Annotated in this window: 32 protein-coding genes; 9 read left to right on the top strand and 23 right to left on the bottom strand. The window is 66.5% G+C overall.

The window, feature by feature from the left end; translation table 11 throughout:
• Nucleotides 1–19 precede the first annotated feature (19 nt).
• Nucleotides 20–451 (bottom strand): TIGR02281 family clan AA aspartic protease, encoded by a 432-nt coding sequence (locus tag IAG41_RS20755; RefSeq protein ID WP_187730601.1) that lies wholly within the window; start codon nt 449–451, stop codon nt 20–22.
• Between the two features lie 97 nt (nt 452–548).
• Nucleotides 549–1673, bottom strand: coding sequence for a flavodoxin-dependent (E)-4-hydroxy-3-methylbut-2-enyl-diphosphate synthase (ispG, locus tag IAG41_RS20750; protein WP_187730600.1), 1125 nt, complete (start codon nt 1671–1673; stop codon nt 549–551).
• Between the two features lie 187 nt (nt 1674–1860).
• On the opposite strand from ispG, the gene IAG41_RS20745 reads away from it, so the two are divergent.
• Together IAG41_RS20745 and IAG41_RS20740 are read left to right on the top strand one after the other, a co-directional pair.
• On the top strand, nt 1861–2454 hold the full coding sequence (locus IAG41_RS20745; RefSeq protein WP_187730599.1) for a PEP-CTERM sorting domain-containing protein: 594 nt from the start codon (nt 1861–1863) through the stop codon (nt 2452–2454).
• Between the two features lie 167 nt (nt 2455–2621).
• Nucleotides 2622–3776 carry an acyltransferase family protein gene (locus tag IAG41_RS20740; protein ID WP_187730598.1) on the top strand — a complete coding sequence of 385 codons (1155 nt, stop codon included), beginning with the start codon at nt 2622–2624 and terminating at the stop codon, nt 3774–3776.
• Here IAG41_RS20740 and IAG41_RS20735 read toward each other — a convergent pair.
• Nucleotides 3717–4547: a LytR/AlgR family response regulator transcription factor gene (locus IAG41_RS20735; RefSeq protein WP_187730597.1), complete on the bottom strand. Its 831-nt coding sequence runs from the start codon at nt 4545–4547 to the stop codon at nt 3717–3719. The two genes, IAG41_RS20740 and IAG41_RS20735, sit on opposite strands and share 60 nt — an antisense overlap.
• 85 nt (nt 4548–4632) lie before the next feature.
• Here IAG41_RS20735 and IAG41_RS20730 point away from each other — a divergent pair, with 85 nt between their 5' ends.
• Genes IAG41_RS20730 through IAG41_RS20720 form a run of 3 tightly spaced genes read left to right on the top strand, consistent with a single transcriptional unit; the run spans nt 4633 to nt 7636 of the window.
• Nucleotides 4633–5808 (top strand): acyltransferase family protein, encoded by a 1176-nt coding sequence (locus tag IAG41_RS20730; protein WP_187730596.1) that lies wholly within the window; start codon nt 4633–4635, stop codon nt 5806–5808.
• Nucleotides 5809–5843: 35 nt separating this feature from the next.
• Nucleotides 5844–6797 carry an isoaspartyl peptidase/L-asparaginase family protein gene (locus IAG41_RS20725; RefSeq protein WP_262408815.1) on the top strand — a complete coding sequence of 318 codons (954 nt, stop codon included), beginning with the start codon at nt 5844–5846 and terminating at the stop codon, nt 6795–6797.
• Nucleotides 6794–7636, top strand: coding sequence for a S1/P1 nuclease (locus IAG41_RS20720; protein WP_187730594.1), 843 nt, complete (start codon nt 6794–6796; stop codon nt 7634–7636). Before IAG41_RS20725 ends, IAG41_RS20720 begins: the two co-directional genes overlap by 4 nt.
• A 230-nt stretch (nt 7637–7866) precedes the next feature.
• On the opposite strand, the gene IAG41_RS20715 is transcribed toward IAG41_RS20720, so the two are convergent.
• From IAG41_RS20715 to IAG41_RS20670, 10 genes are all read right to left on the bottom strand, one after another.
• Complete coding sequence (locus IAG41_RS20715; RefSeq protein ID WP_187730593.1) at nt 7867–8139, bottom strand: hypothetical protein; 273 nt, start codon at nt 8137–8139, stop codon at nt 7867–7869.
• Between the two features lie 88 nt (nt 8140–8227).
• Nucleotides 8228–8515 carry a hypothetical protein gene (locus IAG41_RS20710; RefSeq protein ID WP_187730592.1) on the bottom strand — a complete coding sequence of 96 codons (288 nt, stop codon included), beginning with the start codon at nt 8513–8515 and terminating at the stop codon, nt 8228–8230.
• Nucleotides 8512–8727 (bottom strand): toxin-antitoxin system HicB family antitoxin, encoded by a 216-nt coding sequence (locus IAG41_RS20705; protein WP_187730591.1) that lies wholly within the window; start codon nt 8725–8727, stop codon nt 8512–8514. Before IAG41_RS20705 ends, IAG41_RS20710 begins: the two co-directional genes overlap by 4 nt.
• Before the next feature lie 10 nt (nt 8728–8737).
• Nucleotides 8738–9643, bottom strand: a complete 906-nt coding sequence (locus IAG41_RS20700; protein ID WP_187730590.1) for an SPFH domain-containing protein — start codon at nt 9641–9643, stop codon at nt 8738–8740.
• Between the two features lie 207 nt (nt 9644–9850).
• Nucleotides 9851–10366: a peptidoglycan-associated lipoprotein Pal gene (gene pal, locus IAG41_RS20695; protein WP_187730589.1), complete on the bottom strand. Its 516-nt coding sequence runs from the start codon at nt 10364–10366 to the stop codon at nt 9851–9853.
• Nucleotides 10367–10434: 68 nt separating this feature from the next.
• Nucleotides 10435–11838, bottom strand: a complete 1404-nt coding sequence (gene tolB / locus IAG41_RS20690; protein ID WP_262408804.1) for a Tol-Pal system beta propeller repeat protein TolB — start codon at nt 11836–11838, stop codon at nt 10435–10437.
• 2 nt (nt 11839–11840) lie between these two features.
• Nucleotides 11841–12632, bottom strand: a complete 792-nt coding sequence (locus IAG41_RS20685) for a TonB C-terminal domain-containing protein (RefSeq protein WP_187730588.1) — start codon at nt 12630–12632, stop codon at nt 11841–11843.
• Complete coding sequence (gene tolR, locus IAG41_RS20680; RefSeq protein WP_187730587.1) at nt 12629–13066, bottom strand: protein TolR; 438 nt, start codon at nt 13064–13066, stop codon at nt 12629–12631. The genes IAG41_RS20685 and tolR overlap by 4 nt, the downstream gene beginning before the upstream one ends.
• 3 nt (nt 13067–13069) lie before the next feature.
• Nucleotides 13070–13759: a protein TolQ gene (gene tolQ / locus IAG41_RS20675; protein ID WP_187730586.1), complete on the bottom strand. Its 690-nt coding sequence runs from the start codon at nt 13757–13759 to the stop codon at nt 13070–13072.
• A gap of 6 nt (nt 13760–13765) precedes the next feature.
• Nucleotides 13766–14218, bottom strand: a complete 453-nt coding sequence (locus IAG41_RS20670; RefSeq protein ID WP_187730585.1) for a YbgC/FadM family acyl-CoA thioesterase — start codon at nt 14216–14218, stop codon at nt 13766–13768.
• A gap of 108 nt (nt 14219–14326) precedes the next feature.
• Here IAG41_RS20670 and IAG41_RS20665 point away from each other — a divergent pair, with 108 nt between their 5' ends.
• Genes IAG41_RS20665 through IAG41_RS20655 form a run of 3 tightly spaced genes read left to right on the top strand, consistent with a single transcriptional unit; the run spans nt 14327 to nt 15388 of the window.
• On the top strand, nt 14327–14770 hold the full coding sequence (locus IAG41_RS20665; protein WP_187730584.1) for a hypothetical protein: 444 nt from the start codon (nt 14327–14329) through the stop codon (nt 14768–14770).
• Entirely contained in the window at nt 14763–14975 is a 213-nt protein-coding gene (locus tag IAG41_RS20660; RefSeq protein WP_187730583.1) for a helix-turn-helix transcriptional regulator, read from the top strand. The genes IAG41_RS20665 and IAG41_RS20660 overlap by 8 nt, the downstream gene beginning before the upstream one ends.
• Nucleotides 14972–15388 carry a hypothetical protein gene (locus IAG41_RS20655; RefSeq protein WP_187730582.1) on the top strand — a complete coding sequence of 139 codons (417 nt, stop codon included), beginning with the start codon at nt 14972–14974 and terminating at the stop codon, nt 15386–15388. The genes IAG41_RS20660 and IAG41_RS20655 overlap by 4 nt, the downstream gene beginning before the upstream one ends.
• Nucleotides 15389–15392: 4 nt before the next feature.
• On the opposite strand, the gene ruvB is transcribed toward IAG41_RS20655, so the two are convergent.
• The 9 genes from ruvB to IAG41_RS20610 all read right to left on the bottom strand — a co-directional run bounded on the left by ruvB (nt 15393) and on the right by IAG41_RS20610 (nt 20931).
• Nucleotides 15393–16415 carry a Holliday junction branch migration DNA helicase RuvB gene (gene ruvB, locus IAG41_RS20650; protein WP_187730581.1) on the bottom strand — a complete coding sequence of 341 codons (1023 nt, stop codon included), beginning with the start codon at nt 16413–16415 and terminating at the stop codon, nt 15393–15395.
• Nucleotides 16412–16795 (bottom strand): hypothetical protein, encoded by a 384-nt coding sequence (locus IAG41_RS20645; protein ID WP_187730580.1) that lies wholly within the window; start codon nt 16793–16795, stop codon nt 16412–16414. The genes ruvB and IAG41_RS20645 overlap by 4 nt, the downstream gene beginning before the upstream one ends.
• Nucleotides 16792–17349 carry a DUF4337 domain-containing protein gene (locus tag IAG41_RS20640; protein WP_187730579.1) on the bottom strand — a complete coding sequence of 186 codons (558 nt, stop codon included), beginning with the start codon at nt 17347–17349 and terminating at the stop codon, nt 16792–16794. The genes IAG41_RS20645 and IAG41_RS20640 overlap by 4 nt, the downstream gene beginning before the upstream one ends.
• A gap of 51 nt (nt 17350–17400) precedes the next feature.
• A complete protein-coding gene (locus IAG41_RS20635) occupies nt 17401–17799 on the bottom strand; it encodes a GFA family protein (protein WP_187730578.1) in 399 nt (132 codons plus the stop codon).
• On the bottom strand, nt 17796–18392 hold the full coding sequence (gene ruvA / locus IAG41_RS20630; protein ID WP_187730577.1) for a Holliday junction branch migration protein RuvA: 597 nt from the start codon (nt 18390–18392) through the stop codon (nt 17796–17798). Before ruvA ends, IAG41_RS20635 begins: the two co-directional genes overlap by 4 nt.
• Before the next feature lie 235 nt (nt 18393–18627).
• Nucleotides 18628–19155: an RcnB family protein gene (locus tag IAG41_RS20625; RefSeq protein ID WP_187730576.1), complete on the bottom strand. Its 528-nt coding sequence runs from the start codon at nt 19153–19155 to the stop codon at nt 18628–18630.
• Between the two features lie 77 nt (nt 19156–19232).
• On the bottom strand, nt 19233–19718 hold the full coding sequence (gene ruvC / locus IAG41_RS20620; RefSeq protein ID WP_187730575.1) for a crossover junction endodeoxyribonuclease RuvC: 486 nt from the start codon (nt 19716–19718) through the stop codon (nt 19233–19235).
• A gap of 154 nt (nt 19719–19872) precedes the next feature.
• Nucleotides 19873–20616 carry a YebC/PmpR family DNA-binding transcriptional regulator gene (locus IAG41_RS20615; RefSeq protein WP_187730574.1) on the bottom strand — a complete coding sequence of 248 codons (744 nt, stop codon included), beginning with the start codon at nt 20614–20616 and terminating at the stop codon, nt 19873–19875.
• Between the two features lie 75 nt (nt 20617–20691).
• Nucleotides 20692–20931, bottom strand: a complete 240-nt coding sequence (locus IAG41_RS20610; RefSeq protein ID WP_187730573.1) for a DUF2312 domain-containing protein — start codon at nt 20929–20931, stop codon at nt 20692–20694.
• 113 nt (nt 20932–21044) lie between these two features.
• Between IAG41_RS20610 and IAG41_RS20605 the strand changes: the two genes are divergently transcribed.
• A complete protein-coding gene (locus tag IAG41_RS20605) occupies nt 21045–21728 on the top strand; it encodes an SGNH/GDSL hydrolase family protein (RefSeq protein WP_187730572.1) in 684 nt (227 codons plus the stop codon).
• Here the strand turns inward: IAG41_RS20605 and IAG41_RS20600 are convergent.
• Nucleotides 21725–22099, bottom strand: coding sequence for a DUF1244 domain-containing protein (locus tag IAG41_RS20600; protein WP_187730571.1), 375 nt, complete (start codon nt 22097–22099; stop codon nt 21725–21727). The genes IAG41_RS20605 and IAG41_RS20600 overlap by 4 nt on opposite strands.
• Nucleotides 22100–22126: the final 27 nt, after the last annotated feature.

Genomic DNA, 22126 nt, shown 5'->3' with positions numbered 1-22126 from the left:
TAACCGCGTCACGCCACCCTTATCGGAGCCGCATCTCCCCGCCGCTCATCTGAACCGATTTCAGGTGGCGCAAATAGCTCTGGCCGAGCAGCGAGATGTCCAGATCGCGGATCACCGCGCCATGCACATCGTGGGCGCGCTTGCCGTCGAGGGAAATCTCGTCGATCACGACATTCTGACCCAGCACGTCGCCCGAGGCGCCGCGCGCCACGACTTCGAACCGGTTGGGATCGAAATCGATCTTGGCGCGGCGGGCATCTTCCATCGTCAGCGCGACCATGTCGGCACCGGTATCGACGACGAAGCGAGTCGCCTCGCCATCGACCTTCGCGAAGGTAATGAAATGGCCGTTGCTGTTCGGTCGAACCACGGTCTCGACCGGCGGCTCGACGGCCCCGGCCTCGGCGACCGCGATCACGGGTGCAGGCTGGCGCTTCACGGGCACCAACACGCCGATGGCGCCTCCTATCGCAACTACCAGTATCAATGCCCACCGCATGGGCCAAGACTAACGCTGGGCTCGTTACCAAGCGCCTAAGCGGAAGCCCTTATTCCGCGGCCTGCGCCGCGGCTTCGCTCGCGGCCTCGATCTCCGCCGCCTTGGCCTCGACCAGCTTGACGATGTGATCGACCATGTCGGCGTCCTGGACATGATGATCGGTCACGCCCGAAAGGTAGACCATATGCTTGCCCGCCCCGCCGCCGGTGATGCCGATATCGGTCTCGCGCGCTTCGCCGGGGCCGTTGACGACGCAGCCGAGCACCGAGAGCGACATCGGTGTGCGAATGTGCTGGAGCCGCTCCTCGAGCGCCTGGACGGTGCGGATCACGTCGAAGCCCTGGCGCGCGCAGCTCGGGCAGGAGACGACGCGAACGCCGCGGTTGCGGATGCCGAGCGCCTTGAGGATCTCGAAGCCGACGCGGACCTCTTCCTCGGGCTCGGCCGACAAGGAGACGCGGATCGTGTCGCCGATGCCGAACCAGAGCAGCGAGCCGATGCCGATCGCCGACTTGACTGTGCCGCCGACGAACCCGCCCGCCTCGGTGATGCCCAGGTGCAGCGGGCAATCGACCTGATCGGCAAGCTGCTGATAGGCGGCGACCGCGAGGAACAGGTCGCTGGCCTTCACCGCGACCTTGAATTCGTGGAAGTCGCGGTCCTGGAGCAGCTTGATATGGTCGAGCGCGGATTCGACCAGCGCCTCCGGGCACGGCTCGCCATATTTCTCGAGCAGGTCCTTCTCGAGGCTGCCGGCATTGACGCCGATGCGGATCGCGCAGCCATTGGCCTTGGCGGCGTTGACGACTTCATTCACCCGCTCGGCCGATCCGATATTGCCAGGATTGATGCGCAGGCACGCGGCGCCGGCATCAGCGGCTTCGAGCGCGCGCTTGTAGTGGAAATGGATGTCGGCGACGATTGGCACGCGGGCGGCGCGAACGATCTGTTTGAGCGCCGCAGTGCTTTCCACGTCGGGGCACGACACACGGATGATGTCGACGCCCGCATCCTCGCAACGGCGGATCTGGTCGATCGTCGCCCTTGCGTCGGACGTCGGGGTGTTGGTCATCGTCTGCACGGTGACGGGCGCATCGCCGCCTACGGGGACGTTGCCCACCATGATCTGGCGGCTGGGCCGCCGGACGATATCGCGCCAGGGTCTTACGGACATGGCAGCGCTTATAGGGATTGCGATCCGCTACGACTAGGCCGAGCGGCAAAATCGGCGAAATCCCCATGAATCTGCATCATTACGCAGGAAACCTTTCCGGACACCGCTCCTTTGATGTAAACGTCGTTAACCAGTCACACGAAGGAGCAGATTTATGCGTCGTTTGGTGAAGTTGGCGGCTTCTTTGATGATCGCGGCCCTTGCGAGTTCAGCAGTCCAAGCACAGACCTATTCGGGAACCTTCACCGGGGTGGTCACCACTTCACAAATAGTCGACCATCCCTTCGTCACCCCCGACATCGTCTACGACTTCAACGGCCAGACGATCACGGGCACTTTCTATGTCGATTTCACCGGCGGTTTCACCAACGGCAATTATTCCGGCTCTCTGCCCACCTTCGGCTTCGGTGGTTCGGGCAGTGATTCGGACGACGACAGTTTCGACTGGGCCAGCTTCTCAGCGCTCGGGGGGATCGGGTCGCTCCGCGTCGATCCCGATCTGATCGGGATCGACAGCGCCGCCTCGTTCACGATCGACTTCAATCTGTCCGCGCTGAACAATCCAATGATCCCGCTGATCGGAACCGGCAGCTACAATTTCTACTATAATCAAGGCGGATCGACCGGCGGCGACCTGGACGGCTTTATCAATTTCGCGTTCACGGGCGGCACGCTGGTGGGGGTCGTGCCCGAGCCGGCGGCCTGGGCGATGCTGATCGGTGGCATGTTCCTGGCGGGTGCCGGAGTGCGCCGCAGAGCGCAAGCGACGATCCCGGCCTGATGCGGGTCCGGCTCCGGTCGGACATCGCTAACGCTTTGCTTACCGCAGCTTGCCTATAAAGGCCGGCCCGCGATCGTGCGGAGCGGTGCCTGAGGCGGGAATCTGTCCAATTGAAAATGGCGCCGGCCGCGACTTTTGAGAGGCCCTCCGGTCAGCGCCATTACGGGATGGACTGGCTGCGTATCACCGCGTTCGCTCTGCTGATCTTCTATCATATCGCGATGGTGTTCGCGCCCTGGCCCTGGGTGATCAAGACGGCCCACAGCTATCCCGCGCTGATCCCGCCCATGGCGCTGCTGACGCCCTGGCGGTTGCCCTTGCTGTTCGCGGTCTCGGGCTATGCCTCGCGCAAGCTGTTCGACCGTTCGGGCGGCGCGCGCGCCTTCGCCCGTTCGCGCGCATCACGACTGCTGATCCCGCTCGCTTTCGGGATGGCGGCGATCGTGCCGCTGGAGATGTGGGTGCGCGTCGCCGAGCGCGGCTATCCCTTCGGCTATCTCCATTTCTGGGCGCTCGACTATTGGCGGATCGACAGCCTGAACGGCATTGCCTTTCCGAGCTGGGAGCATCTCTGGTTCCTCGCCTATCTCGCCACCTACACCTTCCTGCTGACGGCAGTGCTGGCGTGGCGAGGGCCGCAGGTGCTGGCCGGGCTGGACCGGCTGGCGAACTGGCTGACCCATGAGCGGCGCCTGCTCTGGGTGCCGATCGTCGTGCTCGCCACCGCGCGCCTCTCGTTGCTGTTCGTCGCGCCCGAACATCAGGGGCTCGTGAGCGACTGGGGCGGGCATTCGCAATACCTGCCCGAATTCCTGTTCGGCTTCATGCTGGCCGGCGCGCCGCAACTCTGGCCGGCGCTGGCGCGCGCGTGGAGGCCGGCGCTGCTGGTTGCCGCACTGGCGGCGGTGCCGGTGCTCGCGGTCGAGATCAATTTCCCCGGCGCCGCCGTGCCCTCGCACGAAGTGATGGCGCTCGATCGTGCGGCGCGCGCGGCGATGGCATGGGCGATGATCCTCGCATTGTTCCACATCGCCGAGACCTGGTGGAACCATGATCATCCCTGGCGCAAGACGCTCGCCGAAGCGGTGTTCCCCTTCTACATCGTTCACCATCCGGCGATCGTGCTGATCGCCTGGTACACGATGCCGCTGGGCCTCGCGCCGGGCGCGCAGTTCGCATTGCTGCTGGGTGGCACCGTCGCGACCTGCCTCGCCACCTATCTGATCGGGCGGCGGATCGGCTGGCTCAGGCCGCTGATCGGACTATCCCCCAAGCTCGCCGCGAAAGCGCCGGCTGCCGCGAAGTACCACCCCGCCCGCTAGCGTCACGGTGAAATCGCCGCTGCGGTCGGTCTCGATCCGCTGGATCGCGGCGCGGCGGACGATGCGCCCGCGATGGATGCGCACGAAGCGCGGGCCCAGCACCTCGCCCAGCGCAGCGAGCGTCGAACGGTGGAGCAGGACGCGCGCGCCCCATGCGATCTCGACATAATTTCCCGCCGACGCCGCCCAGTCGATCGCATCGACCGGCACGTGGTGGGTGACATTGCCGTCGGGGACTAGGATGACATCTTCCGGCGCCTTTGCCGGTTCGCCGCGCGACAGCCACCAGATCCCGAAGGCGAGGAAGGTCGCCAGCAGGACATAGGTCGCGGCATCCTTGCGATATTCGTAGAGCAGCCGCTCGCCGATCTCGCCGAAGCCATATTCCTCGCCCATCGCGCGGTAGATGCCGACGCGCAGCGCGATCATGCCCAGGACATGGGCGATCGAGAGCGGCACCGTCGCAGCGGCATGCACGGCGATCGCCCAGGGCCAGTCGAGCCGCGGCGGCCGGGCGCGGGCGACGATCCAGCCGATCACCGGGAGCAACGCGATCCACAGGGACACGCTGGTCAGTTCCCAGGTCAGGACGTGGAGCACCGTCTGCGGGCGCCCCGCTCCTGCGAAATCGGCGAGCGAGGTCGCGGCGTTCACATAGACTTGGAGGCTCGTGAAGGCGACGAAGCCGAGCGCGAGCAGCGCGATGCGATTCCGGCGTGCACCGCTCGTCCCAATCCACCCGCCGTTCGTCCCTGCCGGTTTTTCTGTCATCCCGCGCTGCCCGCCACTCCTCCCTTCCCGATACCGGGCCCCTGCCCTCGCGGCTAGCCATCGCGAGGTCAGAAGGAGGTTCGCGATGGAACGGCATTACGGAATGGACTGGCTACGGATCGGCGCGTTCGCGCTGCTGATCCTGTATCATGTCGGCATGGTCTTCGTGCCCTGGGGGTTTCATGTGAAGACCGCGGCGCCCGCTGACTGGGTGGCGGTGCCGATGCTCTTCACCAACGCATGGCGGCTGATGCTGCTCTTCCTCGTTTCGGGCTTCGCCAGCCGCACGCTGCTCGCCAAGTCAAACGGGGTGCGCGGCTTCCTGCGCAACCGTAATGCGCGGCTGCTGATCCCGCTCGTCTTCGGCATGGCGGTAATCGTGCCGCCGCAGAGCTGGGTCGAGCTGGTCACGCAGCATGGCTATGCGCACGATCTGGGCTGGTTCTTCGCGCACGACTATTTCCGCTTCGGCGCGCTCGACGGGATCATTATGCCGACCTGGAACCATCTGTGGTTCGTCGTCTATCTCTGGGCGTACACGCTCGTGCTTTGCGTGCTGCTGATGCTGCCGCGCCCGGAGCGGCTCCAGGCCTGGTTCGACCGCGCGTTCGGCGGCGGTGGGGCGCTGTGGATCCCGCTCGCCTATCTGCTGCTGTTCCAGGTCGTCCTGTTCCGCCGGGGCGAGGAGACGCACGACCTGGTCCGCGACGGGGTGGCGCACCTCGCCTATTTCCCCGCCTTCCTGTTCGGCTTTGGGCTCGCCGGATCGCGGCGGACCATGGCCGCACTGGCGCACGGATGGCCGCTCGCGGCGCTGCTCGCGCTCGCCGGCTATGCGGTGGTCGCGGGGATCGAGATCCGCTGGCCCGGCGACACCGTCGCCCCGCGCTCGGTGGGCTACATCTTCCGCACCGCCCGCGAGGTACAGACCTGGGCGAGCATCGCCGCGCTGATCGGGCTCGCCGAACGCTATCTCAACCGCGACAATAACTGGCGGGCGACGCTGACCGAAGCGGTGTTCCCCTTCTACATCATCCACCAGACCGTGATCGTGCTCGTCCAATATGCACTGCTGCCCTACGGCCTGCATCCGGCGATCGAGTTTGCGATCCTTGTGGCGGCAACCGTTGCAGGATGCTGGCTGTTCTATCTGGCGGGCCGCGAGATTTCGTGGCTGCGCCCGCTGATCGGCCTACGTCCCCGTCTGGCGGCGCGCAACCGATCTGCTAGGGAGGCGGCACCAACTCTCGGAGTGCCCTGATGCGCCTCGCCCTCATCCTGCTCGGAGCCCTGCTCATGCCGACCGCCGCCCATGCTCAAGACAAGCCCAAATGGACGCTCGTGATCCATGGCGGCGCCGGCATCATCGAGAAGGACAAGATCAAGCCCGAGCAGGAAGCGGGGGTGAAGGCCGGGCTCAACGCCGCGCTCGATGCCGGGTCGAAGGTGCTGGCGGGCGGCGGCACCGCGCTCGACGCGGTGCAGGCGGCGATCCAGGTGCTCGAGGATGATCCGCACTTCAATGCCGGGCGCGGCGCGGTGTTCACCTGGGATGCGAACCACACGCTCGACGCCGCGATCATGGACGGAAGCACGCGCGCGGCCGGCGCGGTCGCGGGCTCGATGACGACGCGCCACCCGATCGGGCTTGCGCGCAAGGTGATGGAGAACAGCCCGCACGTTCTGCTCGCGGGAGCCGGTGCCGACCAGTTCGCCAAGGAGCAAGGCCTGGAGCAGGTCGACAATAGCTGGTTCGACACGACAGAGCGGCGCCAGCAGCTCGACAAAATGAAGGCCAACGACAAGCTCGGCTGGTTCGACGTCGACCTCAAATACGGCACGGTGGGCGCGGTGGCGATGGACGCGCACGGCCATGTCGCCGCCGCTACCTCCACCGGCGGCCTCACCGGCAAGCGCTGGGGCCGGATCGGCGATTCGCCGATCATCGGCGCGGGCACCTATGCCGATGACCGCGCCTGCGCCGTCTCGGCGACCGGTGCTGGCGAGTTCTTCATCCGCGAGGGCGTGGCGCACGAGATCTGCGCCCGCGTGCGCTTCAAGGGCGAGAGCCTGAAACAAGCGGCGGACACGGTGATGTCAGAGACCAAGGCGCTGGGCGGCACCGGCGGGGTGATCGTCACCGGTCCGAGCGGCGAGGTGGCCTGGAGCTTCAACACGCCTGGCATGTATCGCGGCAAGGCATCGTCGGGCGGCGACCGCATCGTCGCCTTTTACGGGGACGACAAGTGAAGCGATTTCTCGTCCTTCTGGCAGCGCTGATCGGCTTCGCCAGCCCTGCCCACGCCTACTGGGAATATGGCCATGAGACCGTGGCCGCGATCGCCTACAAGAACGTGACCCCGCAGGTGCGCGCAGCGATCCGCCGCATGCTCGCCGAATCGGGGCCGTTGCTCGAGACGCCCGAATGCCCGGCCAAGACGATCGAGCAAGCGAGCGTGTGGGCGGATTGCGTCAAGAAGCTCGGCGACCGATTCCGCTATGCCTATGCCTGGCACTTCCAGGACGTGAACATCTGCCGCCCGTTCGACCTGAAGACGCCCTGCAAGGACGGCAATTGCGTGTCGGCGCAGATCGAGCGCGACGTGCAGATCCTGAAGAACAAGCGGGCCGCGAAGAAAGACCGGGTCCAGGCGCTGGTCTTCCTGATCCACTTCGTCGGCGACCTGCACCAGCCGCTCCATGCCGGCGAGATGGACGACCAAGGCGGCAACAAGCTGAAGGCCAGCTACGGCATCTATTCGACCGAGCGGCTCAATCTCCACTCGATCTGGGACGGACTGCTGGCGGAGCGCGCGATCTCGACCTCGCCTTCGCCGGTACGCGCCTATAGCGCCGCCGAGCGCCGGCCGATCCAGGCCGGTTCGGTAGAGGACTGGAGCCGCGAGAGCTGGAAGGTGGCGCACGACGTGGTCTATCAATCCGCGCTCGGCCATGACCCCTGCATCGGCTCGGAGGGGCGCGCAAAGCTCGACGAGGCGACGATCGCTTCGCTGGTTCCCGCAGCGCGGCTCCAGGTCAAGCGCGGCGGGCTGCGGCTCGCCAAGCTGCTGAACGAAGCACTGAGCTAGGCCGAATGCGGCCCAGCCCGCGCCCGGCGTGCGGTGAAATTAAAATCTTGGATAGTCAGCGCGTTTCCGGGATTCCGGCGCGTGGCCATCCAATCGTAAGTTGACACGGTTGACACCTACTATGTGGAAAATCCTTCCTTCCCGAAATTTCGGGCGTTCCGGGACTTGGACGATGAGAAAGAGCTCCCCTGGATCGCCGTTGAAATCCTACATTGCAAGCCGGTCGGCCCTCACTCCGGATCGCCCCAACGCCAGCGCCAGCCGCCATCGGTCTTAGCCCAGCACAGCCAGAGAAAGCCAAGCACCAGCGGGACCAGCAGCACGAGGAAGGCCGGCCGGCCATGCTCAGCGAGATTGGCGAGCCAGGCGCCGATGCCGACCAGCACCACGGTGGCGAGCCAGCCCTGCCACGTCACCGGCACTGCGCCGAGGCCGTACAGCTTGGGCTTGAACCAGTAACCGGGGCGGACGCGATAATAGTCGCGGACCTGGTTGAGCTTCATGACAGCGATACTCCGATACCGATCGTGAGCAGGACGGCGGCCACCGCCAGCAACCAAGGGCGCCGCGCGGGATGCGTGAAAATGCCGATCATCTTCCGTTCTCCTTGTCTTCGAGCGGCGCCGACATACGGAACGCGAGGACCAAGAAAATCGCGGTCATCGCCAGCAAGAGCACGGCCCAGATGATCCAATGGACGGTGGAAGGCGGTTGCGGGCCCATCAGCAGAATCGCGAGGGGCGACACCGTCATCAGCACCGTATATCCGATCAGCCCCCACCAGCCTTCGGCCGAGCATGGGTTGATCTTGTAGCTGGTGCGCGATCGTGTCCGCACGAACCAGGCCTTGCCGCCGCCGGGCAGCCGATGCTCGCTCATTCACCTTCCTCCCGGGACTTGGGCGGGCGCCCCCGCTTCGCCCGCACCGGATCGGCCAGCTTGACGCCGCGCTTGCCCAGCGCCTCGCGCAGCAGGCATTCGACCTGAGCGTTGACGCTCCTGAGGTCGCTCGCCGCCGAGCGCTCGATCGCCGCGTAGAGCGCGGGATCGAGGCGCAGCGGAAACGCCTTTTTCTGCGGGGGGACCGACACGGTTCAGACCTTACTGATACAGCGAGCCCGCATTGACGACCGGCTGGGTGTCGCGCTCGCCGCACAGCACGACCATCAGGTTCGAGACCATCGCCGCGCGGCGCTCGTCGTCGAGCTCGACCACATTCTTCTCGCTGAGCAGGCCGAGCGCCATCTCGACCATGCCGACCGCGCCCTCGACCAGGGTGGTGCGCGCCGCGACCACCGCCTGCGCCTGCTGGCGGCGCAGCATCGCGCCGGCGATCTCCTGCGCATAGGCCAGGTGCGTGAAGCCGCATTCGTCGACGGTGATGCCGGCGACAGTGAGCCGCGCGATCAGCTCCTGGCGCAACTCGACGCCGACCTGATCGTGATTGCCGCGCAGCGTGATTTCCTGATGCTCGAAATCGTCATAGGGATAGCGCGAGCCGATCGTACGCACCGCCGCCTCGATCTGGACCATTACGAACGCCTTGTAGTCATCGACGTCGAACAAGGCCTGCGCGGTGTCGGTCACGCGCCACACCACCTGCGCCGCCATCTCGATCGGATTGCCGCGCAGATCGTTCACCTTGATCTTGTCGGAGATCATGTTGTTGGCGCGCACCGACAGCTTCTTCTTGCCCAGCCACAGCGCCGCCCAGCGCAGTCCGGTGTTGCGATCGGTGCCCTTATAGTCGCCGAACAAGGTGATCACGACCGCCTGGTTGGGCTGGAGCAGATAGAATCCGGCCAGGACGAATATGAAGACCAGGATCGAGGCGAGCAGCCAGCTCACCACGATTACGTCCGCCATGCGATCGATCTGGGTGATCGAGGCGATCCCGGCGACCAACGCGATCAGCAGCACGAGCAACATGCCATAGCCGCTCATCGTGCTCGCCGGCGTCTCGTTGCTTTGTCGCAGTGCCGATGCCTGTGCCCGAACGTCCGTCATCAAACCCTCCTGTAATTATGATATCGTATTTATATCGCTGGCGGGCGAGTCGCAAGCGGAATCGGCGGGCGTGATTTGCATGGAGTTCTCGCCTTTCGACTGGAACCGTCATCCCGGCGAAAGCCGGGATGGCGATCCTTTTCGAAGGGCGCACGAAAAGGCCGCCGGAGCGAACTCCGACGGCCCTTTCGTGCAGTGGTTGCGTGATCAGTTCAGGACGATCGTCACCGCGCGGCGGTTCTGCGCCCAGCTCTGCTCGTCCGATCCCAGCGCGATCGGGCGTTCCTTGCCATAGCTGATTGTCGTGATCCGCGAGGCCGCGACGCCGCGCGCGGCGAGATAGTTCTTCGCCGAATTGGCGCGGCGATCGCCGAGCGCGAGGTTGTACTCGCGCGTGCCGCGCTCATCGCAATGCCCCTCGATCGTGATGCGCACGTCGGGATGTGCGGCGAGCCAGGTCGCCTGGCTGTTGAGGATACCCTGCGCCTCGGCGTCGATGTCGTACATGTCGAGCCCGAAATGGACCGTGTCGCTGGTTACTTCGCGGCGGAACTGCTCGGCGAGCGAGCTCATCGTCTGCCCTTCGTTATTGCCGTAGTCGCCTTGCGGGGTCGTCGGCTGCTCGGCCGGCGCCGGCGGCAGCGTCTTCGGCGGCTTCTTGGCGCAACCCGCGGTTGCAATGAGCGCCGTCGCCATCAGCAGGCTGGTGGTCATCCTGGCCATTTCGTTCCTCCTTCTTGTTTGGATAATTCGTTTCACCTGCGCAATACGCGCAGGTTTCAACTTTTGTTTCAGGGCCTGAGCGGGCCCCAATTCGGATCCGATCCGTCGAGCGGCGTCGGTACCTTGCGGGCGTTCACTCCGGTGAGATCGACCGACCACAGATCGGGGCGCCCCGAGCCCTGTGCCGCACGGAAGAACATCAGCACGCGGCCGTTGGGCGACCAGCTCGGCCCTTCGTCGCCCCAGCTGTTGGTCAGCAGGCGCTCGCCGCCGCCGCTCGGGTTCATCACACCGATGCGGAACGCGCCGCCGCCGATGCGGGTGAAGGCGATCAGATCGCCGCGCGGGCTCCATACCGGCGTGGCATAGCGCCCGCCGCCGAAGCTGATGCGGCGCTGGTTGCCGCCGTTCGCGTCCATCACATAGAGCTGCTGGCTGCCGCCGCGGTCGCTCTCGAACACGATCTTCGAGCCGTCGGGCGAATAGCTGCCGCCGGTGTCGATACCCGGCGAGGTGGTGAGCCGCTGCGGATCGCCGCCGCTCGATGCCACGCGATAGATGTCGGTGTTGCCGGCTTGCGCCATCGAGAAGATCACCCAGCGCGCGTCGGGCGACCAGTGCGGCGCGAAGTTCAGGCTGACATTGGAGACGAGGGTACGATCGCTCCGCGAAGCCAGATCATAGATGTGGATCGACGGGCGATTCTTCTCATAGCTCATGTAGAGGATCGCGTTCTGCCGGGGCGAGAGCCGGGGCGTCAGCACGATCGACTGGCCGTTGGTGAGGAAGCGGTGGTTGGCGCCGTCCTGGTCCATGATCGCGAGCTGCTTGCGGCGACGGTTCTTGGGGCCCTGCTCGGCGATATAGACGACCTGGCTGTCGAAATAGGGACCCTCGCCCGTCAGCCGGGTGTAGATCGCATCGGCGCATTTGTGCGCGGCGCGGCGCCAGTCGCCCGGCGAGACGACAAAGCCCTGGCGGATCAGCTCGCTCTGCAGCGCAACGTCGTAGAGATAGCAGCCGACGGTGATGCTGCCATTGCCGTTGGCGCGGACATAGCCCTGCACCAGCGCCTGGGCGGAGCGCGCGCTCCAGTTCGCGTAATTGGGCGCGGTGACTTCGGTATAGGCGATGTCGCCCACCGCATCCGGCCCCAGCGTCTTGAACAGGCCGGTATTGCCAAGATCGTCCACGATCACCTTGGCCAGCCTGCGGCCAAGCTCGTCCGTCGGACCGGCGGCGGTCGCGGTGACCTGCGCGGTCGGCATGGCCGGGATGATGAGCACCATGTCTTGCGCCGCCTGATTGGTCACGTCGACGCGCAGCACCGATTGGCCCGCATCCTGCGGCTGGCCGGCGTCCTGCGGCTGACCCGCGGGCGGCGTCTGCTGCGGCGCGGTCTCCTGCGCGTGCGCGATCCCGGCGGATGCGACCGCCATCAGGAATGCGGCGCCAAATCGGAAGGCCTTCATGATCACAACCCCTCGTAAAGTGTCGGTGCTATCGTTTTCCACGCGTCGTAATATTGCGCCGGAAGCTTGAACGGCGCGGCGAGCTTGACCGCGCGGATCGCGCGCTCGCGGTGCAGCGCAGCCTGTGCGCGATTGCTGTCGGTGATCCCGGTCTGGGTGACGCGCGGTTCGCTCGCGATCGAGCCGTCCTGGTTGAGCGAGACCTGCACGGTGGTGCGAAGCTGATCCGAATCGGCGCCGGTCGGCGGGCTCCAGCGCGGCTTGATCTGGCGCATCACTTCGGCCTGAAGCGCGGCGCGAACCTGCGGTCCTGCGGTCGCTGCGGGCGGCGTGGTCGATTTGCTGGTGCTCGGCGTGTCGGAAAGGCCGCTGACAATCCCGTCGAGCCGCCCGGTGGGCGCGGTGGTGCGCCTAGTGACTGGCTTGGCAGCCGCCGCCGCGCTGGTCGCCTTGGGCGGTTGTGGTACCGGGCGCGCATCGGGCGCCGGCGCCGGCTTGGGCGGCGTGGGCTGCGGCTTGGCTTCGGGCTTGCTGTTCTCGACCGGGGTGGGCGGCGCCGTCTCGGGCTCGATCGGCGCTTCAACCGGAGAGAGGCGTGCGGCGGGCACCTCGCTCGTCGGCACCGGCGAGGTGCTCTCTAGCGCGACGTCGTCGGACAGCGACACCTCGATCGGCGCGCTTTTGGGCGTCACGGGAGGGGGCGGCGCGAGGGCGGCGAGCGACAGCATGCCGAACAGGGCGACATGCCCCAGCACGGCAAAGCTCAGCCCAGCACCCTCGGAACGATCGATCACGGATTGCTCCCCGGATCGGTGAGCAGCGAGACGCGGTTGAGTCCGGCGCGGTTGAGCTCGCCCAGCACGCCCATGACCCGGCCATAGGTCAGGCTCTTGTCGCCACGCAGATAGACCGCCGCCGGCTTGCCGTCGGGGCCGAGCTTGGCGGCGATACTCACCAGGCGCGCGGGCAGCGCATCGTCCGCCACCTGGTCGTTGTCGAGGAATATCTGGCCCTTGTCGTCGATCGAGATCTGGACCGGCTTCAGCTCCTGATCGAGCGCCTTGGCGCGGCTCTCGGGCAGGGTCACGGGTACGCCGGCGGTGAGCAAGGGCGCGGTGACCATGAAGATGATCAGCAGCACCAGCATGACATCGACCAGCGGCGTCACGTTGATCTCCGCCATCGGCTGGCGCCGGCCGCGGCCGCGATTGGAGGGGAGCATGGCCATGCTCTAGGCCTCCATCTCCAGCCGGCGGCTGAGCGTGGCGTGGAAGCCGTCGGCGAAGCGGTTGAGGCGCTGCTCGACGCGGTTCACGGCGTGGCTGTAGCGATTGTACGCGATCACCGCGGGGATGGCGGCGAACAGGCCGATCGCGGTGGCGAACAAAGCCTCGGCGATGCCCGGCGCGACGACGGCGAGCGACGAGCTCTTGGCCGCAGCGATGCCGGTGAAGCTGCGCATGATGCCCCAGACCGTGCCGAACAAGCCGACGAACGGCGCGACCGCGCCAACCGTGGCGAGGAAGTTCAGCCGGTCCGCGAGGCGATCGATCTCCTGCGCCACCGTGGCGCCCATCGCGGTCGCCAAGCGCTCGCGCGTGCCCTCACGGTCGATCGACTTGCCCGAAGTCGAGCGGCGCCATTCGGTGACGCCGGCGCCGAAGACCCGCGCGATCGGCTGGTCACGCCCGGCAGTGCGACGGTGGAATTCGTCGATATCGTCGGCCTCGCGATACTCGCGCTCGAACATGTCGATCGCGCTGCGCACGCTGCTCGCCCGGAGGGCGAAGCTTATGATGATCATCCAAGTCCACAGGCTGGCGAACAGCAAGCCGATCATGACGATCTTCACAACAATATCGGCCTGCAGGAACAGGCCGATCGGCGACATCGTAGTGGCGTCGGTACTGATGAAATCCATGAGGGCTCAGTTCTCCTTCCAGATCAGAGGTTCGAACGCCGCCACCCATCCGGGAGGCTGACGCCTGGGCCGCCCGGATGGAGAGACGAACGCCGCCTCGACCTCCGCTTCGGCCAATATGATTTCGCCGCGCATGACTCGTTGCTGAATATGAACGGACGCGGCGCGCAGTCCCACAAGACGGCTGACTACGATAAGTTCCTCGCCGAGCCGTGCCGGGGCACGATAGCGGATGCGGATGTCGCGCACGGCATAGGCGCCCTCGCCCGCCTCGAACGCAGCGCGCTGGTCGATACCGGCGCGCTCGAGCATGTCCGAACGGGCGCGCTCCATGTAGCGCAGATAATTGGCGTGATAGACGACGCCGGTCAGATCGGTGTCCTCGAAATAGACGCGCAGCGCGAAGCGATGCTCGAGCCCGTCGAAGCGGCCGGCGGGTGCATGGTCGGCGCGGTCCATGGCGCGGCTCCTAACCCAGCGACTCCGCGAGAGGAACCCCGCAAAGGCCTTTGCATCCAGGTAACCTACAGGTTACATGTAACCTATGAGTTACTACAGGAGGGACTGATGACGACGGGAAACGCAGATATTGCCGAGCGCGCCGCCTGGGGGCGGGCCCGCGCGGCCACGGTGATGGCGATTGTGTTTGTCGCGGCTCAAGCGGGCAGTTTTCACGATGACCTGCCGCTCAATCGGCCCCAGGCGCTGCAGCTTTCGGCCTGGATCGTGTGGTCGGCCGCCCTGCTCTTCTTCCTGGTCTGGGGTGGCGGATTGCTCCGCGGGGCGAAAATGCGCGCGGTGCTCAACGACGAGACCACGCTCGATCATCGCCGCCGGGCGATGGTGACGGGCTTCTGGGGCGCGATCGGGACGGCGTTCCTGGTCTTCGTCGCGAGCTTCTATGAGCCGATCACGGCGCGCGAAGGCGTGCGGCTGGTGATCACCCTCTCGATCGCGCTGGCGCTGATGCGCTTCGGCACGCTGGAGCGGCGTGCACTGAAGGATGGCTGAAGGCCTGCATAATCGGCTGCGCGAACTGCGCGCGGCGCGCGACCTGACCCAGGCCGCGCTTGCCGAGATGGTGGGCGTAAGCCGCAAGACGATCAACACGGTCGAGAATGGCGTGTTCGTGCCCTCGACCACCCTCGCCCTCAAGCTCGCCCGCGCGCTGGGCTGCCGGGTGGAGGACATCTTCTCGCTCGAGGGAACCGAATGATGCAAGCCAACCTCCAGGACCGGGCCGAACGCGCGTCGCGCGCGCGGGCCGCCTTGCTCGCGATCGGCGCGGCGGTCGTTACCGTCACGGCGTTCCTGCGCACTACGGACACGTCAGCGACCGCCGAGGGGCTGGGGTGGATCCTGCTCATGGCCACCTGGTCGATCGTGCTCGCCACCGGCGGCGGGCTTGCGCTGAGCCGCCAGATGCGGGCGCTGCTCAACGACGAGCTTTCGATCGCCAATCGCGGCCGGGCGATCAGCTGGGGCTTCTTCGCGGCGCTCGGGGCTGCAGCGGCGGTGCTCCTCGCGGCGCCGCACGTTGCGATCGACCTGGCGGGCGGCATCCGCATCGTCACGGCTGCCGGGCTCGCCGTGGCGATGCTGCGCTACGCCATGCTCGAATGGCGCTGAGCGCCTAGTCGAACAGCCCGTCCTGGGTGGAGGCGGGGGGATTGAGCCCCAGATGCTTCCACCCGGCGGCGTTGAGGCAGCGCCCCCGCGCGGTGCGGGCGATCATGCCGATCTGGATCAGATAGGGCTCGATCACTTCCTCGATCGTGTCGCGCGGCTCGCTGAGGCCCGCCGCCAGCGTCTCCACGCCGACCGGGCCGCCCTTGTAGATATCGGCGATCATCAGGAGGTAGCGGCGATCCATCGCATCGAGGCCGAGCGCATCGACTTCGAGCCGGGTGAGCGCCGAATCCGCCACCTGAGCGTGGACCGTCTCCTCGCCCAGCACGTTAGCGAAATCGCGCACCCGGCGGAGCAGCCGCCCGGCGATGCGCGGCGTGCCGCGCGAGCGGCGGGCGATCTCGTGCGCGCCGTCCTGCGCCACATGCAGGTCGAGCAGGCTCGCGGCGCGGGTGACGACTTTGGTCAGCTCCTCGACCGTGTAGAATTGCAGGCGGATCGGGATACCGAAGCGGTCGCGCAGCGGCGTGGTGAGCAGGCCCTGACGGGTCGTCGCGCCGACCAGGGTGAAGCGCGGCAGGTCGATCCGCACCGATCGGGCGGACGGCCCTTCTCCGATCATCAGATCGAGCGCGCGGTCCTCCATCGCGGGGTAGAGAACTTCCTCGACCGCGGGCGCGAGACGGTGGATCTCGTCGATGAACAGGACGTCGCCATCCTCGAGATTGGTCAGCAGGGCAGCGAGATCGCCCGACTTGGCGATGACCGGGCCGGAGGTGGCGCGGAACCCCACCCCCATCTCGCGCGCGACGATCTGGGCGAGCGTGGTCTTGCCGAGGCCCGGGGGGCCGAAGAAGAGGACATGATCGAGCGCCTCGCCGCGCGCCTTGGCGGCCTGGATGAACACGCGCAGATTCTCGCGCGCGGCCTTCTGGCCGACGAACTCGTCGAGCGACTTGGGACGCAGCGCGGCGTCGATATCCTCGGGCTTGCGCGCGGGGGCGAGGATGCGATCGGCGTCGGTCATGGTGCACGGCCATAGTCGGGCTGTCCCCAAGACACCCGAAATTCCTCAAGCATCGCCAGCGCAGAGCCGGTGAGCTTGGCACGCGCCACACGCTGGGAAGCCGCATCGTCATTGAAGAGTTCCAGCGCACCGATACCGAGGATTTCGCGATCCTCGGTATCCGCTCGTTCCGCGAGCCCATTGAAATAGGCGAAAACCGCATCTTCCTGCTCTGGCGGCAACCGATGCTCCTTAAGGAGGGTTGCCGTTCCGCCGAAGATCACAGTCGCCAACGCAAAATCCTCCTCGTCGAGCAGTTGGACTTCACGCAAAGGCGCCGCAAGGAACGGGCAGTGCTTCAGCAAGTCCGCTACGCGAGCATGATAACCAGCGTCGCTCATCCGAGCAGCCCGCTCAGCAGCGCCGGGTGGAACCCCCAGCCCAGAAACCCGCACAGCCCCATGAACAGGCCGAACGCACCGAACGCCCAGGCCGCGCCGAGCAGCCAGCCGCTCTCGGCCAGCGCCGAGACCGCCGCGATCGAAATGGCGGTGGAGATCGCCGCATCGCTGGCATCGAACTGGTCGTCATGGACGTTGAGCGCGTCATACTGGTCCGACTGCGCCTTGGCCTGGGCGGCAAGGCGCGGCGCCTCGGCCCGGTATTTGGCGATGTCGCGATCGATGGTCGCGAGCACCGGCGCGGCCCTGACCGGATCGGCGGCGAGCGCAGCGATCTGGACACGGCTGGTCTCGGCGATGTGCAGCTTGGTGCGGGTCGCCTGATATTCGTTCCAGCCATCGACCGACGCGGACTGGGCGGCCTGCATCGCCTGGACGATATTGCCGTCCTTGATCCCGCACAGGCCCATGAACACCGACAATATGACGACGGTGATCGCCACGTTGCGGTTGAGCGACTTGTCCTTGGCCTCGGCGCTGACTTCGATTTCCATGGTTATTTCGCTGCCTTACTGCACGCCAGGCGCCGGGCGATGCTACCGGCGTCAGTCATAATGCTCGAGCCCCTCGGCATGGATCGTGACCCATTCGTGCTTGCGCTGCTCCCACACGGAATAAAGCGGCGCCGGAAAGCGCGGATCGGCGAAATTGCCGACCGGGACCGCGATTAGTTCGGGCATCACGCCGCCCTGAAACCAGCCGGTCGATCCGCATTTCGGGCAGAAATGGAAGGTCATGGGAGGTCCTCCGTCGGGGACGGGGACCCATTCGATCGATTCGCCGCGGGTGGTCACCGCCTCGGCGGGAAAGCGCGCCTGGGCGGCAAAGGACGAGCCGCTGCGCCGCTGGCAGTTCAGGCAATGGCACACCGAGACGCGCACCGGCTCGCCGGCGCATTCGACCTCGAGCTGTCCGCAGCGGCAAGTAGCGATACGGACCGTCATTTCGCAGCCTTTCTGAGCGCGAGGCGCACCAATGCGTCGAGCGTGGCGCCGGGTCCCAGCTCGTCATTCGCCGCGCTCACCGCGCCCGATGCCTCGGCAGGCCTGAAACCGAGGTTGAGCAGCGCGGAGACCGCGTCCGCCGCTGCCCCGCCGGCAGGCACGGAGGTGGCGCCGGCGCCGCCCAGAGCGATGCCGCCGGCCTTGTCCTTGAGCTCGTTGACAATGCGCTGGGCGAGCTTGGGCCCTACCCCGTTGGCGCGGGCGATCATCGCGGCGTCGGCGCGGGCGACGGCGGTCTGGGCCTCCTCGGGCGAAAGAATCGAGAGGATCGCCAGCGCGACCTTGGCGCCCACGCCCTGCACGCTGGTGAGCAGGCGGAACCAGTCGCGCTCCTCGGCCGAGGCGAAGCCCATCAGGCGGATCGAATCCTCGCTGACCAGCATCTCGGTATGCACCGTGACGAAATCGCCGGTGATGCCGAGCGCGGTCAGCGTGCGGGCCGAGGCGCCGAACAGATAGCCGACGCCGTTCACGTCGACCACGGCATGGTCCGCGCCGATCGTGGCGAGCTGACCCTTGAGGTGCGCGATCATCGCCGGGCCTCCCGCGTCAGGTTGACACGGTTGACACCTGCTATGTGAAAAAAAGCATCGCTCACGGATACGCGGACACGGCGCCGCGAACGGCGGACGGGCGCGCAGGCGTAGCGGAAGGCGTGCAGCATCACACCCGGTACATAAACAGAACAAGTCCTACGAAGGAAGCGAAAAGCGGCAACCGCTCCCCGCTGGCGCGGACGATCCGTCCGGCGGCGAGGAGCGGCTCAGCTCAATAGAAAGCGCCGTAGATCACGTCGACGACGCGCCGCGTGCGGATCTGGACGAGCAGCAGATCCGGCCCATAGCGCACCCAGCGATAGCCCGGCGGCGGCGGGCCGACACCCAGGTCCGCATAGCTGTTGTAGTAATAGAGGTTGGACAGGAAGATGCTCGGCAACAGCAACCCGATCGTCCAGCGGCGATAGCGATAGCCGCGGGGATAGTGGAAGCCCGGTCCGTGGATCGGCCGGAAATTCGGCGGACGGCCGGCGCCGGGACGATGCGGCGGACGGACGGGCGGGCGGACCTGTGGCGGGTGCGGTCGCTGCGGCGGACGCGCGACCGGTGGGCGCGGGCGCTGGACGGGCGGTCGAACCTGGGGTGGGCGCGGTGCCGGCTTGGTAGGCTGGACCTGGGGCGGGCGCCCAGGCCTGTCCGGCCTGTTTGGCCTCTGCGCGGGTGCCGCCTGCTGCGCGGCGACCGCGATATCGGATGTGGTGATCAGCGCCATCGTCGCTGCGAGAAGAAGCCGTTTCATCGTGCGCCTCCATCTACCCCCAGGGCGCGACGCTAATCCGAAAATCCGCCGTCTACAATGATGGTAGCGGCGGTAGCTCAGCCGATGCGGCGCGCACTCACGAGGTGATGGGCGTGACAGATCGCGACCGCCAGCGCGTCCGCCGCATCGGGGCCAAGGATCTTCGCGCCGGGAAGCAGTCGCATGACCATGGCATGGACCTGGGCCTTTTCGGCGGCGCCGGTGCCGACCACCGCCTTCTTGACCAGCCGCGCGGCATATTCGCCGACCTCGATCCCGGTGCGCGCCGCCGCGCAGATCACCACGCCGCGCGCTTGGCCAAGCTTGAGCGTCGATTGCGGATTGGCGTTGACAAAGACCTCCTCGACCGCGGCGGCATCGGGTGCGTGATCGGCGATCAGCGCGGTCAGCATCGCGTCGAGATGGGCGAGACGGCGCGGGAGCGGCGCCTGGGCGTCGGTCTTCAGGCGGCCATTGGCAAGGTGGCTCAGGCGATTGCCCTCGGCGCGGATCAGGCCCCAGCCAGTGGTGCCGAGGCCGGGGTCGAGGCCGAGGATGATCATATGAAATTACTCCTCGAGCTTGCCTCGGGGAGGGGAACCAGCCGCAGGCTGGTGGAGGGGCCGGCGCGGCACGCCCCGGTTGCACCGGCACGCCCCTCCACCACGCCCTTCGGGCGCGGTCCCCCTCCCCGAGCGAGCTCGGGGAGGAATTGGCTCAACCCAGCCTCTCCATAACTTCATCGGAGACTTCGTAATTGCCCCAGACGGTCTGGACGTCGTCATCGTCTTCGAGCGCGTCGATCAGCTTGAACAGCGTGGCAGCGTCGCCTTCGTCCACTTCGACCACGGTCTGCGGCTTCCAGGCGAGCTTGGCGCCTTCGGCCTCGCCGAGCACCGGCTCCAGCGCCTTGGCGACTTCGTGGAGATCGCCCTGGGCGGTCCAGATCTCATGGCCGTCCTCGGAGCTCGTCACGTCCTCGGCGCCCGCCTCGAGCGCAGCCTCGAACACCTTCTCGGCATCCCCGGCACTGGCCGGATAGTTGATCAGGCCCATGCGATCAAAGGCGTGGCTGACCGAGCCGCTGGCGCCGAGATTGCCGCCATTCTTCGACACCGCGACGCGGACATTGGTGGCGGTGCGGTTGCGGTTGTCGGTCAACGCCTCGATGATCAGCGAGACGCCGCCGGGGCCAAAGCCCTCGTAGCGGATTTCCTCGTAATTCTCGGCGTCGCCGCGGCTCGCCTTGTCGATCGAGCGCTGGATATTGTCCTTGGGCATCGACGCGGCCTTGGCCGCGTTGACCGCCGCGCGCAGGCGCGGGTTCATGTCCGGATCGGGCAGGCCCATCTTGGCGGCGACGGTGATTTCGCGGCTGAGCTTGGAGAACATGCCCGAGCGCTTCTTATCCTGCGCGCCCTTGCGGTGCATGATGTTCTTGAATTTGGAATGGCCGGCCATTGCACTCTCGTTTGAATCTGTGCGGCGTCTCTAGGACGGTCGCATGGGCGGGTGCAATGCCCGCCCCTTCCCGACTCAGTGCAGCCCGAGCGCGTTGCGATAGGTTTCGAGCAGCGCGTCGGCCTCGTCGCGGTGATGCTTCTCCATCTTCCGCAGCTTGACGATCGAACGCATCGTCTTGGCGTCGAAGCCGGTCGACTTGGCTTCGGCATAGACATCCTTGATGTCGTCGGCGATGCCCTTCTTCTCTTCCTCGAGGCGTTCGATCCGCTCGATGAAAAGGCGCAGCTGTTCGGCGGAAATCGAATCGGACAATGAAAGTCTCCTGAGTTGAAGCGGGGCGATTAGAGAAGCGCTGCCTTGGGCTCAAGTGGCAAGGGGCCGGCCACGGTTTGCGTCGGCGTGCGCCGCGCCCTAATCGAGCCGGCATGACCAGATTGCTGCTGCTCGCCGCCCTGCTTGGGGGATTCACGCCTCTCTCCGCACCGGCCCAGACCGTTGTACCGCCGATACCGGCCGTAGCGGCGCCCTTTGCCGACGAGATCGCCGCGTTCGAGGCCGCCGACAAGATGGCGATGCCGGCGCCCGGGGGCGTGCTGTTCCTCGGCAGCTCGAGCATCCGGTTCTGGTCGACCCTGGTCGAGGATTTTCCCGGCGTACCGGTGATCAACCGCGGATTCGGCGGATCGCTGATCGCCGACAGCCTGCGCTATTTCGATCGCATCGTGCTGCCCTATGCGCCGCGCACGATCGTCTTCTATGCCGGCGACAACGACATCGCCGCGGGCCGCTTGCCCGAGCAGGTGCTCGCGGATTTCCATGCGCTGGTGGTGCGGGTGCGCGCAAAACTGCCTGAGACGCGCATCCTGTTCATCGCGATCAAGCCGAGCATCCAGCGCTGGGCGATGGTGGACCGGATCCGCGAGGCGAACCGGCTGGTCCAGGCCTATGCGGCGACGTCGCCCACCCTTGGCTTCATCGACATCTTCCCGGCAATGCTGGGGCCAGACAGCAAGCCGCGTCCCGATCTGTTGCGCGCCGATGGCCTGCACATGACGCCCGCAGGCTATGCGATCTGGCGCGGTGCGGTGGCGCCGTATCTGAAGCCCTAGCGGCCGGGTTCGGACATCGAGGGCGGATCGCTGGCGGGGAAGCTCTCGTCGAGGGCTTCGTCGAGCGCCTCTTCCTCCTGCTCGTTCTTCGCCATGCTGGCCTGCATCCGCGCGATCTGCTCGGGCGTGGCCTCGCTCTGGTGCTTTGCCTTCCACTCGCTGAACGGCATGTCGTAGATGATCCGGCGCGCCTCGTCCTTGGCGATGTTCGGGTCCGCCTCGACGATCCAGTCGGCCAGGCAATTGCGGCAAAAGCCGGCCAGGCCCATCAGATCGATATTCTCGGCGTCCTTGCGGTGGCGCAGATGCCGGACGAGCCGACGGAACGCCTTGGCCGCTGTCGCGTCGTCCAGCCTGTCTAGATCGTCCATTTCGTAACCTCCGGAGTTGATTGGCCC

The organism is Sphingomonas sp. JC676, assembly GCF_014489075.1.
In the GTDB taxonomy this organism is placed as follows: Bacteria; Pseudomonadota; Alphaproteobacteria; order Sphingomonadales; family Sphingomonadaceae; genus Sphingomonas.
The sequence above is the reverse complement of the archived record's forward strand: the minus strand, read 5'-3'. Positions and strand labels throughout refer to the sequence as shown.